Source organism: Pseudomonas sp. yb_2 (genome assembly GCF_043103905.1).
Taxonomy (GTDB): Bacteria; Pseudomonadota; Gammaproteobacteria; order Pseudomonadales; family Pseudomonadaceae; genus Aquipseudomonas; species Aquipseudomonas alloputida.
Genome location: NZ_JBICKH010000025.1, coordinates 84861 through 97298, shown reverse-complemented (window position 1 = coordinate 97298; position 12438 = coordinate 84861). Strand labels below are relative to the sequence as shown.

The following is a 12438-nucleotide window of genomic DNA, read 5'->3' as shown; positions in this document are numbered from 1 at the left end:
TGACGGCCGTATGACAGTTTCGATTCGCGGCGTCTTGCGCAACTATAGTTACACTCAATCGTCCGTGGCTTCCTGTCCGGCGTGGGTGCGGCTATCATGGGCCACGTTTTTTGCTTACGACCCTGGAGATATCCATGAGCAGCGATCTGATCAAACATGTCACCGACGCCTCCTTCGAAGCCGATGTCCTGAAGGCCGAAGGCGCGGTACTGGTCGACTACTGGGCTGAATGGTGCGGTCCATGCAAGATGATCGCTCCGGTTCTGGACGACATCGCTTCCACCTACGAGGGCAAACTGACCGTCGCCAAGCTGAACATCGACGAGAACCAGGAAACCCCGGCCAAGCACGGTGTGCGTGGTATCCCGACGCTGATGCTGTTCAAGAACGGCAACGTCGAAGCCACCAAGGTTGGCGCACTGTCCAAATCGCAGCTGGCCGCATTCCTCGACGCCCACCTGTGATGTGAAAAGGCCCCGCAAATGCGGGGCTTTTCTTTTTCAGAGCACTAGACGCAGAAAAAAGCAAGTGTTACATTCGGCCTCGCACTGCTTTTCCAGTGCCCTCTACATGCCGTCGCCGAAGCATCCCTAATTCGAATCAGTACGCGATCCTGTCGCCATCCAGCGGCGCGGCCTCATTAAGCCAGAAGCTTAATTCTCCCTTCTTACATGATTACGTCATTCCCCTTATGAACCTGACTGAACTCAAGCAAAAGCCGATTACCGATCTTTTGGAAATGGCCGAACAGATGGGCATCGAAAACATGGCCCGTTCGCGCAAACAGGACGTGATTTTCGCCCTGCTGAAGAAGCATGCGAAAAGCGGCGAAGAGATCTCGGGTGACGGCGTGCTGGAGATTCTCCAGGATGGTTTCGGTTTCCTGCGTTCGGCTGATGCGTCCTACCTGGCCGGCCCAGACGATATCTATGTCTCGCCCAGCCAGATCCGCCGTTTCAACCTGCGTACCGGCGACACCATCGTCGGCAAGATCCGCCCACCGAAGGAAGGGGAGCGTTACTTCGCCCTGCTGAAGGTCGATACCATCAACTTCGACCGCCCGGAAAACGCGAAGAACAAGATCCTGTTCGAAAACCTGACGCCGCTGTTCCCGAACAAGCGCCTGAAGATGGAGGCCGGTAACGGCTCCACCGAGGACTTGACCGGTCGCGTCATCGACCTGTGCGCCCCGATCGGCAAAGGCCAGCGCGGCCTGATCGTTGCCCCGCCGAAAGCCGGTAAGACGATCATGCTGCAGAACATTGCGGCCAACATCACCCGCAACAACCCCGAGTGCCACCTGATCGTCCTGCTGATCGACGAGCGCCCGGAAGAAGTGACCGAAATGCAGCGCACCGTGCGTGGTGAAGTGGTTGCTTCCACCTTCGACGAGCCGCCTACCCGCCACGTGCAGGTTGCCGAGATGGTGATCGAGAAGGCCAAGCGCCTGGTCGAGCACAAGAAAGATGTGGTTATCCTGCTGGACTCGATCACTCGACTGGCACGTGCCTACAACACCGTGATCCCGAGCTCCGGCAAGGTGCTGACCGGTGGTGTCGACGCCCACGCCCTCGAGAAGCCCAAGCGCTTCTTCGGTGCTGCGCGTAACATTGAGGAAGGCGGTTCGCTGACCATTATCGCCACTGCGCTGGTTGAAACCGGCTCGAAGATGGACGAAGTGATCTACGAAGAGTTCAAGGGCACCGGCAACATGGAGCTGCCGCTGGACCGCCGCATCGCCGAGAAGCGAGTGTTCCCGGCCATCAACATCAACCGTTCCGGTACCCGCCGCGAAGAGTTGCTGACCGCTGACGACGAACTGCAGCGTATGTGGATTCTGCGCAAGCTGCTGCACCCGATGGACGAAATCGCCGCCATCGAGTTCCTGGTCGACAAGCTCAAGCAGACCAAGACCAACGATGAGTTCTTCCTGTCGATGAAGCGCAAGTAAGCGCGCGTTTCAGGCTGGATTGATTGGGGCCGCCTTGCGGCCCTTCGCGGGCAAGCCCGCTCCTGCACAGGTCACTGCGGCCCTTGTAGGAGCGGGCTTGCCCGCGAAGGGGTGCAAGCGGCCCCAATGCATTTTCACCCCCAAACAAGGCCCGAACGGCGCTACACTCTGCACCCCGACCGATACGGCCAACACGAGGCTCCTGCATGCAGTATCGCGACTTGCGCGACTTCATCCGTGGCCTGGAACAGCGCGGCGAGCTCAAGCGCATCCAGGTACCGATCTCCCCCGTCCTGGAAATGACCGAGGTCTGCGACCGCACCCTGCGCGCCAAGGGCCCGGCATTGTTGTTCGAAAAGCCCACCGGCTTCGACATCCCAGTGCTGGGCAACCTGTTCGGTACTCCGGAGCGGGTGGCCATGGGCATGGGCGCCGAGTCGGTCAGCGAACTGCGGGAAATCGGCAAGCTGCTGGCCTTCCTCAAGGAGCCCGAGCCGCCCAAGGGCCTGAAGGACGCCTGGTCGAAGCTGCCGATCTTCAAGAAGGTCGTGTCGATGGCGCCAAAAGTGGTCAAGGACGCGGTGTGCCAGGAAGTGGTGGTCGAGGGGGATGATGTCGACCTTGGCGCACTGCCGATTCAGCACTGCTGGCCTGGCGACGTGGCGCCGCTGATTACCTGGGGCCTCACCGTGACCCGTGGCCCGAACAAGGACCGCCAGAACCTGGGCATCTACCGCCAGCAGGTGATCGGCCGCAACAAGGTGATCATGCGCTGGCTCAGCCACCGTGGCGGCGCCCTCGACTACCGAGAGTGGTGCGAGAAGAACCCCGGCCAGCCGTTTCCGGTCGCCGTGGCGCTGGGCGCTGACCCGGCGACCATTCTCGGCGCCGTGACCCCGGTACCGGACACTCTTTCCGAGTACGCCTTCGCCGGCCTGCTGCGAGGCAACCGCACCGAGCTGGTCAAGTGCCGTGGCAGCAACCTGCAGGTACCGGCAACCGCCGAGATCATCCTGGAAGGGGTGATCCACCCGGGCGAAATGGCTCCGGAAGGCCCGTACGGTGATCACACGGGCTACTACAACGAAGTGGACAGTTTCCCGGTGTTCACCGTCGAGCGCATCACCCACCGGCAAAAACCGATCTACCACAGCACCTACACCGGCCGGCCGCCAGATGAGCCGGCCATTCTCGGCGTGGCGCTGAACGAAGTGTTCGTGCCGATCCTGCAGAAGCAGTTCCCGGAAATCACCGACTTCTACCTGCCGCCGGAAGGCTGCTCGTACCGCATGGCGGTGGTGACCATGAAGAAACAGTACCCCGGCCACGCCAAGCGCGTAATGCTGGGTGTGTGGTCGTTCCTGCGACAGTTCATGTACACCAAGTTCGTTATTGTCACCGATGACGATATCAACGCTCGTGACTGGAACGATGTGATCTGGGCCATTACCACGCGCATGGACCCCAAGCGTGATACGGTAATGATTGACAACACCCCGATCGACTACCTGGACTTTGCGTCACCGGTGTCGGGGCTGGGTTCGAAGATGGGCCTGGACGCTACTCACAAGTGGCCGGGCGAGACTACACGCGAATGGGGCCGGGTCATCGTCAAGGATGAGGCCGTCACCCGCCGTATCGATGAGCTGTGGGATCAGTTGGGAATAGATTGATGCAGGTAACGTTGCAGCCGTCCGGGGCGGTGCTGGCGCTTGAACCCGGGGAAAGGATCCTGGATGGAGCACGGCGGCTGGGCTATGACTGCCCAAACAGCTGCCGCAATGGCAATTGCCATGTTTGCGCCGCGTTGTTGGTTGAAGGGCGGGTTCGCCAGGATGGCGAAGTCCGCGACCATGGCGAGTTGTTCACCTGCATTGCCGAACCGCTGGAGGACTGCGTGTTGCTCTGGGACGGTGTGCTTGCCTTGGGCGAACTGCCAGTGCGCAAGCTGGCGTGCAGCGTCAGTGAGTGCGTCGACGTCGGCGGCGACGTCTGGCGGGTGCGCCTGCGTGCGCCTGCCGGCAAGCCTCTGCGCTACCACGCGGGGCAATACCTGATGATCGAACGTGAGGGCGGCAAGCAGGCAGCCTTCTCGCTGGCGTCCGCGCCACATGCCGGGCGTGAACTGGAGCTGCATGTGCTGGCGCGTGAGCCCAGTGCGGTGCAACTGATCGACCAGCTCAGGCGAGATGGCCTGGCGCGCATCGAAATGCCGTTTGGCGACACCCACCTGGCCGAGCTGCCCGACGGGCCGCTGGTGCTGATTGCCGCTGGCACCGGCATGGGCCAGATGCACAGCCTGGTCGAGCACTGCCGGGCTCAGGGCTTCAAGCACCCGGTTCACCTGTATTGGGGGGTGCGCCGGCCTGAGGATTTCTATCAGATAGAGCACTGGGACGAATGGCAGCGTCTGCCTAACCTGTTCCTGCATCAAGTGGTCAGCGACCTGTGCGGCTGGGAAGGCCGCTGCGGCATGCTGCATGAAGCGGTCTGCGAAGACATTGCCGACCTCAATAGTGTGCATGTGTATGCCAGCGGCTCACCGAACATGATCTATGCCACGCTCGACGCCCTGGTCGAAGCCGGTATGGATGCGCACCGCATGCGTGCCGATGTGTTTGCCTACGCGCCGCGCGGTTAATAACCGAAGTTTGAAAGTATCGGTATAAGGCGGTAATTGTTACCGCCTTGGCCAATAACTTTCACCGCTGCTGAAACAGTACTTCCCAGTCGTCGGAGCCGTGTATGAAACGCGTGCTCAAGGGCTTGAGTATTCCTGCAATTCTGGCCTATGGTTACTGCAAGCGCCCTTGGTAAAGCGGCCTGGGGCCGCAGCGTAATCGAATCTCGCTACATCTGTAGTTCACAGGAATAATGGCGGCAGCTTATGTCGGCACTTGAAAGTATGTCTTGGGAAGTTTCATACCCTCCGGCACTTGATTTCGGTCAGCAACATACTCGCGAACAGTTGTTCAGCTCCATGAAGACAACCATGTCCAGGCACCAGGGCGGGCCTGTGTGGCTGTTTGCCTATGGCTCGTTGATCTGGCGCCCGGAGTGCAATTCGGTGGAGCGCCAGCGCGCGCGGGTACATGGCTATCACCGTGGCTTGTACCTGTGGTCCCATGAACATCGCGGTACCCCGGAAACGCCCGGCCTGGTGTTTGGCCTGGACCGCGGTGGTTCCTGCAGCGGCTTTGCCTACCGGCTGGATGAACGCAACCTGGACGACTCACTGATGGCCCTATGGCAACGCGAGATGCCCTATCCGGCATACCGGCCGCACTGGCTCAACTGCCGCCTGGGTGATGGTAGCAAGGTGCAGGCCTTGGGCTTTGTACTGGAGCGGCATCTGCCGTGCTATGCCGGCAACTTGCCGGATACCTTGCTCAGCCAGATCCTGGCCAGTGCCAAGGGGCGTTATGGCACCACGCGGGAGTATGTCGAGCAGACCTTGAATGCACTGCGCAGTCACCAGATGCCCGATCGCAACCTGGAAGCGCGATTCAGGCGTTGCCACAATCTGCGCGAAGTGTGAGCAACCTGTTCCGGCCTCTTCGCGGGTAAACCCTGCACGGTCGCCTGTAGGAGCGGGTTTACCCGCGAAGAGGCCGCTACTGCCTTACCTGGCCAGCACCACCAACTTACCCACAGCCTGCCGTTGCCCCAGCTTCTCGATAGCAACCCCGGCTTCTCCCAGTGGATAAGTCTGCGACACCAGCGGCTTCAACTTGCCCTCGGCATGCCAGGCAAACAGCTGGTGGAAGTTGGCCGCGTTGTCCTCCGGCTGGCGCTGGGCAAATGCCCCCCAGAACACGCCCAGTACCGCCGCGCCCTTGAGCAGCACCAGGTTGGCCGCCAGCTGTGGAATGCTGCCACTGGCGAAACCCACCACCAGCAGCCTGCCATTCCAGGCCAACCCGCGCACCGCTTGTTCGAACAGCTCGCCACCGACCGGGTCATAGATCACGTCCACGCCCTGGCCACCGGTCAGGCGTTTGATTTCTTCGCGCAGGTTGGCCTGGCTGTAGTCGATCAGCTCATCCGCCCCGGCAGCCTTGGCCACGGCCAGTTTCTCGGCACTGCTGGCCGCCGCGATCACCCGCGCGCCCATGGCCTTGCCGATCTCCACCGCCGCCAGGCCCACCCCGCCGGAAGCGCCCAGTACCAGCAGAGTCTCGCCGGCTTGCAACTGGCCACGCTGGCGCAGGGCATGCATCGAGGTGCCGTAGGTCATGCCGAAGGCCGCTGCGGTGGTGAAGTCCATGCTCGCCGGGATCGGCAGAACGTTATAGAACGGCACCGCCACTTGCTCGGCGAACGCACCCCAGCCGGTGAGCGCCATGACCCGGTCGCCGACCTTGAACGCGCCGGCCTTTTCGCCGACGGCGGCCACCACGCCCGCTGCCTCGCCACCTGGAGAGAACGGCAGCGGCGGCTGGAACTGGTACTTGCCTTCGATGATCAAGGTGTCGGGGAAGTTGACCCCGGCAGCTTGCACGTCCAGCAGGATCTCGTTCTTCTTCGGCAGTGGGCTGGCCACCTCTTCCAGCACCAGGTTGCGCGCCGGACCCAGGGTTTTGCACAACACAGCTTTCATCGGGGCTATTCCTTTGCGGGTAGTGGCCGATAAGTGTAGGAGGGCCGCTTGGCAGGTCAACGAGCATGGCCCGCCCTGATGGGCCGGCATAAGCCCGGGCTTGGGTTTGAGCGGTGTGCTGGGTAAGCTGGCGCCAACTGTATTGAGGAGCGAATTCGTGAAAGCGTGGATCTTGATGGTGCTGGCGCTGCTGCTGCCGGCTGCGGCCATGGCCGAGGAAGCCAAGGAAGGGGTGCCCAAGGTCGCCTACATCAGTCTGAGCCCGCCCTTCGTTGGCAACTATGCGCTCGACGGCAGCCCGCGGCTGCGCGTGTACAAGGCTGACGTGGCCCTGCGCGTGACGGGCGACGAAGCGGCCAAGACGGTGAAGCACCACGAACCGCTGATCCGTAACCAGCTGGTGGCACTGTTCACCCAGCAGACGGTGGACAGCATGAGCAACGTCGAGGCCAAGGAGCATCTTCGCCAAGAGGCGCTGAAACAGGTGCAGCAGGTGCTGGAGGCGGAAGAGGGCAAGCCGATCGTTGAAGACTTGCTGTTCAACAACCTGATCGTGCAGTGACCTGAAACAGGGTGAGGTCCATCACTGGTAAGTCGGATTGAATCCAGGCTTACCCCGTGTGTAGGACCCTTCTGTCTTTCCTGTAAGCCATGCTGGGCCAAGTGCGACATGATCTACACGGTGGCTACCTCCAGATTGGACAGATGTCGGGTCAAATCGCGGCAAGGAAGTGGTCGGGAATACATGACCTTTACAATGCGGCCAGAGCATTTCGCCGCCGTGAGGGCTGCAGTTGGCTTTACGCTGGGTTTCACACATCCAGCAACAGAGCGGTCTGTTGTCAATGTTACGCTCGATGCGTGATGATCAGCCTGTTCCCGCAAGGGGCTTGTAAGACTCTGAGGATCCTGGTTCGACCAGCAATTACAGAGCCGGGCAGGTATATGGCGATGACAAGTCGACCTGTCTGTGAGTAGGGCGCCGAAAGGCGCCCTTTGTCTTTGTGCCAGTTTTCCAATTTTCGGCGGACGCTCGCGCATGCCTTCAAGACGCCAGGCTCCGACGAAACCGTACCAGCGCCACGCTGAAGAACACCAGGCCGATCAGCGTCAGCGCCAGGATATCCGGCCATACCACCGCCCACCCGGCATCCCTGAACAGGATTGCGGCACTCAGGCTGACAAAGTGCGTTGAGGGTGACCCTTGCATCACCCACTGCAGCCACTGCGGCATGCTGTCCAGTGGTGTGCTGCCGCCGGACAGCAACAGCATCGGGATGATCACCGGGATCGCCAGCAGGCCGAACTGCGGCGTCGAGCGCGCCAGGGTGGCGAGGAAAATGCCCAGCGATGTACTGGCGAACAGGTACAGCGCGGTCACGGCCAGGAACAGCCCCATCGAGCCAGACAGCGGTACGCCCAGTGCACCTTTGACGACTACCACCAACGAAATCCAGGTGCAGATCACCACCACCAGCGCGTTGCTGCCGATCTTGGCCAGCATGATCTCCAGCGCGGTCAGCGGCAGCACCAGCAGGTGGTCGAGGGTGCCATGCTCACGCTCGCGCAGCAGCGCGGTGCCAGTGAGGATGATCGCCAGGATGGTGATGTTGTTGACGATCTGGATCACGGCCAGAAACCAGCCCCCCTCCAGGTTGGGGTTGAACAGCGCCTTGGGGTTGATCAGCACCGGGCTTTGCTCGTTACCACGCTGGCTGTAGTCGAGCAGCTCGCGCTCGAAGATGCGGCCGATGTAGCCGGCGCCCATGAACGCTTGGCTCATGGCCGTAGCATCGACGTTGATCTGCAGCTCCGGCGAGCGCCCGGCCAGCAGGTCGCTCTGGAAGTTAACCGGCACGTTGATGACGAAGGTGTACTGGCCGCTGTCCATGGCCTGGTCCAGGCGCTGCGGAGGCAGCGGCACGGCTGGCTGGAACTCGGGCGGTTGCAGGGCTTCGCTGAGCTTGCGCGAGAGCAGGCTATGGTCTTCATCCACCACCGCCACGCTGGCGTTGTGTACGCCGATCACCGAGCCGGCTGCCGGCATGTAGATCGCCACGCTGAAGGCATATAGCAGGAACAGCAGCAGGACGCTGTCATGGCGCAGGCTGGTCAGTTCTTTCAGGCCCAGGCGCAGGGTGTGGTTCATGCGCGACATGTCAGGCCTCCTGCTTTTTCAGCATTGCCAGGCTCAGGCCGGTGAATGCGGCAAAGAAGCTCAGCAGGATCAGGCACTGCGGCCACAACTCGCGCAGGCCTAAGGCCTTGGTGAAGGTGCCGACTGCGATGTCGAGGAAGTAGCCCGCCGGGAACAACTGGCCCATCACCGCTGCCGCGCCGTCCAGCGACGAGCGTGGCACGATCAGCCCGGAAAACTGGATGGTCGGCAGGCTGGTAATGATCATGGTGCCGAGAATGGCGGCGATCTGGGTGCGGGTGAATGCCGAAATCAGCAGGCCCAGGCTGGTGGTTGCCAGCAGGTAGGCCACGCCGCCACATGCCAAAGCCAGTACGCTGCCCTTGAGCGGTACGGCGAACAGCCAGCGGTTCATCGCCACCAGCAGCGCCAGGTTGACCAGGCTCACAGCCAGGTAGGGCATCTGCTTGCCAAGCAGGAATTCCAGGCGGGTGAGGGGTGTGGCGTAGAAGTTGGTGATGGAGCCGAGCTCCTTCTCGCGCACGATGCCCAGTGCCGTGAGCATGGCCGGAATGAAGGCCAGTATCAGTGCCATCACGCCCGGGCCGATGGCGTTCACGCTGACCACATCCTGGTTGTAGCGGAAACGCGTTTCCAGGCGCACCGGGTCCTGGCGTGGCTGCGGTTGTGGGCTGGCCTTTGCCAGTTGCTCCAGGTTGGCCTGGTGCACGGCTTCCACGTAGTTGCGGCTGGTTTCGGCGCGGAACGGCATGCCACCGTCGAGCCAGGCAGCCACCACCGGCTGGCGTCCTGCGTACAGGTCGCGACCAAAGCCGGGCGGAATTTCCAGTGCCAGTTTGATTTCCGAGCGTTGCAGGCGCTGGTGCAGCTCGCTGCTGTCGCGGATCGGCGCCTGTTCGGCGAAGTAGCGTGAGCCACGGAAGGCTTCGAGGTAGGCACGACTTTGCGGGCTCTGGTCCTGATCGTGCACGGCGAAGGCGAGGTTTTCCACATCCAGTGAAATGCCGTAGCCGAAGATCACCATCATGAACACTGCGCCCAGTAAGGCGAAGGCCAGGCGCACCTTGTCGCGCAGCAACTCCTTGCCCTCACGGACGGCCACTGCCAGCAGGCGGCGCAGGCTGAAGCCCCGGCGTAGCGGTAGGGTGGGGGTGGACGCCTGTTCCAGCACGTTGCTGTCGGTGGCGGCTGGCGCCAGTTCCTGGGCCTGTTCCAGGCAGCGGACGAACGCGTCTTCCAGCGTGTCGCCCTGGTACTGGTGCTGCAGGGCATCGGGCGTGTCGCAGGCCAGCACCCGCCCGGCGTGCATCAGCGAAATACGATCGCAGCGCTGGGCTTCGTTCATGAAGTGGGTGGAGAGGAAAATGGTCACGCCCTGCTCGCGGGACAGTTCTACCAGCAGGCGCCAGAAGTCGTCGCGGGCGGCCGGGTCGACGCCGGAGGTCGGTTCGTCGAGGATCAAGACTTCCGGGCGATGCAGAACCGCCACTGCCAGCGACAGGCGCTGGCGCAAACCAAGGGGCAGGGCGCCAGACGGTTGGTCGGCGATAGCGGCGAGGTCGAAGCGCTCGATCAGCTCATCGATGCGCTGGGCGCTCTCGGCTTTGGGCAAGTCGAACAGGCGGGCATGCAGGGCCAGGTTCTGCCGGGTGCTGAGCTCGCCATACAGAGAGAAACTCTGCGACATGAAGCCGACCCGCTTGCGTGTAGCCAGGTCGCTGGCGTCCACCGGGCGACCCAGCAGGCTGGCGCTGCCCTCGCTGGCCGGCATCAGGCCGGTGAGCACTTTCATGGTGGTGGTCTTGCCGCAACCGTTGGAACCCAGGAAGCCGAAGATCTCCCCGCGGCCAATGGCGAAACTGACCTTGTTCACCGCTGTGAAGTCGCCAAAGCGCAGGGTCAGGTCGTGTGCCTCGATGGCGACCGGGCCGTCCGTGGCTTGGCGCGGCGGGATTGCCAGTGGTTGATGCTGCGCCTTGCCCGCGCCCTGGTAATGGGTAAAGGCATCATCCAGTTTGCCGCTCGGGGTGACTGCAGCCAGTTCGTGGCTAGGGCCGGCGGCCAGCAGCCGGCCGCCATCGAGCATCAGGCAATGCTCGAACTGTTCGGCTTCTTCCATGTAGGCGGTAGCCACCAGCAGGGTCAGTTGCGGGCGTTGTGCGCGAACCTGTTCAACCAGCTCCCAGAAGCGCCGCCGCGACAGTGGGTCAACGCCGGTGGTCGGCTCGTCCAGGATAAGCAGGTCTGGCTCGTGGATCAGCGCGCAGCAAAGGCCCAGCTTCTGCTTCATGCCACCCGACAGCTTGCCGGCCGGGCGCTGGGCAAAGCGCTGCAGGTCGGTGGCCTGCAACAGATTGGCCATGCGCTGTTCACACTCGCGGCGGCCCAGCCCGAACAGGGTGGCGAAAAAACGGATGTTCTCGCTGATCGACAGTTCCGGGTACAGGTTGTTGCCCAGCCCCTGCGGCATGAACGCCACTTTGGGGTAGAGCGCCGTGCGATGGCGGCGTTGGCGGATCGAGCCACCCAGCACCTGCAGCTCTCCCTGCTGTAGGCGTTTCACGCCGGCGATCAGCCCCAGCAGGGTCGATTTGCCAGCCCCGTCAGGGCCGATCAGCGCGCATCGGGTACCCACAGGAAGGCTGAAGCCTAGTGGGTGGAGGGCTATCAGGTCGCCGTAACGGTGGCTGATGCCTTCGGCCAGCAGTGCCGGGGCGTTCATTGCAGGTTGGCCGGCCAGTCCACCTCAGCCGTGCGTACATAGCCGGCGCCTGGCATGCCTGGTTTGGCTTGCGGCACGGCGCCTGGGTCGCTCAGGCGCAGTTTGACCCGGAACACCAGCTTTTGCCGTTCGTCGCGGGTTTCCACCTGTTTGGGGGTGAACTGGGCCTTGGCTGCGACAAAGGCCACCTTGGCCGGCAGCGCGCGCTCGGGCAGGGCGTCGAGCACGATGCGCGCCTGGTCGCCTACGGTCAGCCGGCCGCTGGTGGACGCCGGCAGGTACAGGTTCATGTACTGGTCGCTGGGGTCGATCAGCATCAGCACACGGCCGCCGGCACCCAGCACTTCACCGGGTTCGGCCAGGCGCAGCTGGATGATGCCGTTGATGGGCGCACGCAGGCTGCTGTCGTCGATTTCGCTGGTGAGCTGCGCCACTTGGGCTTCGGCGGCGCCAATGGCGGCCTTGATCGCTGCCAGTTGGGCGCGGGCAGCGACTACTGCTGCGTTGGCCGTGTCAAAGCGCGCCTGCTGTTGGTCGAGCAACTGCTGGCTGGCGAACTTGCGCTGGAAGATTTCGCGTACGCGCTTGAGCTCCTGGCTGGCCAACAGCAGTTCACTCTGGCGCAGTTGCACGGTGGCCTGGGCGGCGGCGTAGTTTTCCCGGGCGCGCAGCACTTCGGCTTCGGCCTGGCTGCGCTGGGCTTCCATGGTGCGGGTGTCGATGCGCGCCAGTAGCTGGCCACGGATCACGTTGTCGCCTTCATCGACCAGTACTTCGGCCAGGCGACCGGGGATCTTGCTGGCGATCTGCACTTCGGTGGCTTCCAGGCGCCCGTTGCCCATGCTCAGGCCTTCGGGCAACTGGTCGTGGAGCGACTTCCAGTACCCCAGCCCGCCGGCTGCAGCGAGCAGTGCGATCAGTGCAGTGGCGAAGATTCTAGGGGCATATCGGTTCATCGTTCTGCATCCTTGCGGTCATGCACGGTACATCATGCCTGGCGGCCATGT

The 12438-nt window shown here is 62.6% G+C and carries 10 protein-coding genes; 6 read left to right on the top strand and 4 right to left on the bottom strand.

From position 1 onward, the window contains the following. Positions 1-134 precede the first annotated feature (134 nt). From trxA to ACF8FB_RS05670, 5 genes are all read left to right on the top strand, one after another. Complete coding sequence (gene trxA, locus ACF8FB_RS05690; protein ID WP_003253660.1) at positions 135-464, top strand: thioredoxin TrxA; 330 nt, start codon at positions 135-137, stop codon at positions 462-464. 227 nt (positions 465-691) lie between these two features. Beyond that, positions 692-1951, top strand: a complete 1260-nt coding sequence (gene rho / locus ACF8FB_RS05685) for a transcription termination factor Rho (protein ID WP_003253661.1) — start codon at positions 692-694, stop codon at positions 1949-1951. A 206-nt stretch (positions 1952-2157) separates the two neighbouring features. Continuing rightward, positions 2158-3624, top strand: coding sequence for a 4-hydroxy-3-polyprenylbenzoate decarboxylase (gene ubiD, locus ACF8FB_RS05680; protein ID WP_020192776.1), 1467 nt, complete (start codon positions 2158-2160; stop codon positions 3622-3624). Further along, entirely contained in the window at positions 3624-4592 is a 969-nt protein-coding gene (locus tag ACF8FB_RS05675; protein WP_010955736.1) for a CDP-6-deoxy-delta-3,4-glucoseen reductase, read from the top strand. The genes ubiD and ACF8FB_RS05675 overlap by 1 nt, the downstream gene beginning before the upstream one ends. 246 nt (positions 4593-4838) lie before the next feature. After that, positions 4839-5489, top strand: a complete 651-nt coding sequence (locus tag ACF8FB_RS05670) for a gamma-glutamylcyclotransferase (RefSeq protein ID WP_020192777.1) — start codon at positions 4839-4841, stop codon at positions 5487-5489. Between the two features lie 84 nt (positions 5490-5573). Here the strand turns inward: ACF8FB_RS05670 and ACF8FB_RS05665 are convergent, their stop codons facing one another. Beyond that, a complete protein-coding gene (locus ACF8FB_RS05665) occupies positions 5574-6551 on the bottom strand; it encodes an NADPH:quinone oxidoreductase family protein (protein ID WP_392511107.1) in 978 nt (325 codons plus the stop codon). A gap of 157 nt (positions 6552-6708) precedes the next feature. Here ACF8FB_RS05665 and ACF8FB_RS05660 point away from each other — a divergent pair, with 157 nt between their 5' ends. Then, the gene (locus ACF8FB_RS05660; RefSeq protein ID WP_003253671.1) at positions 6709-7113 is read left to right on the top strand and encodes a flagellar basal body-associated protein FliL; all 405 of its coding nucleotides are present in this window, start codon (positions 6709-6711) and stop codon (positions 7111-7113) included. A 483-nt stretch (positions 7114-7596) separates the two neighbouring features. Here the strand turns inward: ACF8FB_RS05660 and ACF8FB_RS05655 are convergent, their stop codons facing one another. The 3 genes from ACF8FB_RS05655 to ACF8FB_RS05645 are packed head-to-tail and all read right to left on the bottom strand — an operon-like array spanning position 7597 to position 12387. Further along, a complete protein-coding gene (locus ACF8FB_RS05655) occupies positions 7597-8709 on the bottom strand; it encodes an ABC transporter permease (RefSeq protein WP_392509905.1) in 1113 nt (370 codons plus the stop codon). Position 8710: 1 nt separating this feature from the next. After that, entirely contained in the window at positions 8711-11431 is a 2721-nt protein-coding gene (gene rbbA, locus ACF8FB_RS05650; protein WP_392509904.1) for a ribosome-associated ATPase/putative transporter RbbA, read from the bottom strand. After that, a complete protein-coding gene (locus tag ACF8FB_RS05645; RefSeq protein ID WP_350298444.1) occupies positions 11428-12387 on the bottom strand; it encodes an HlyD family efflux transporter periplasmic adaptor subunit in 960 nt (319 codons plus the stop codon). Before ACF8FB_RS05645 ends, rbbA begins: the two co-directional genes overlap by 4 nt. Between the last annotated feature and the right edge of the window lie 51 nt (positions 12388-12438).

Bases quoted from the DNA above. Each gene is read 5' to 3' on its own strand.
- trxA (WP_003253660.1), top strand. From the start codon at position 135: ATGAGCAGCGATCTGATCAAACATGTCACCGACGCCTCCTTCGAAGCC.
- rho (WP_003253661.1), top strand. From the start codon at position 692: ATGAACCTGACTGAACTCAAGCAAAAGCCGATTACCGATCTTTTGGAA.
- ubiD (WP_020192776.1), top strand. From the start codon at position 2,158: ATGCAGTATCGCGACTTGCGCGACTTCATCCGTGGCCTGGAACAGCGC.
- ACF8FB_RS05675 (WP_010955736.1), top strand. From the start codon at position 3,624: ATGCAGGTAACGTTGCAGCCGTCCGGGGCGGTGCTGGCGCTTGAACCC.
- ACF8FB_RS05670 (WP_020192777.1), top strand. From the start codon at position 4,839: ATGTCGGCACTTGAAAGTATGTCTTGGGAAGTTTCATACCCTCCGGCA.
- ACF8FB_RS05665 (WP_392511107.1), bottom strand. From the start codon at position 6,551: ATGAAAGCTGTGTTGTGCAAAACCCTGGGTCCGGCGCGCAACCTGGTG.
- ACF8FB_RS05655 (WP_392509905.1), bottom strand. From the start codon at position 8,709: ATGTCGCGCATGAACCACACCCTGCGCCTGGGCCTGAAAGAACTGACC.
- rbbA (WP_392509904.1), bottom strand. From the start codon at position 11,431: ATGAACGCCCCGGCACTGCTGGCCGAAGGCATCAGCCACCGTTACGGC.
- ACF8FB_RS05645 (WP_350298444.1), bottom strand. From the start codon at position 12,387: ATGAACCGATATGCCCCTAGAATCTTCGCCACTGCACTGATCGCACTG.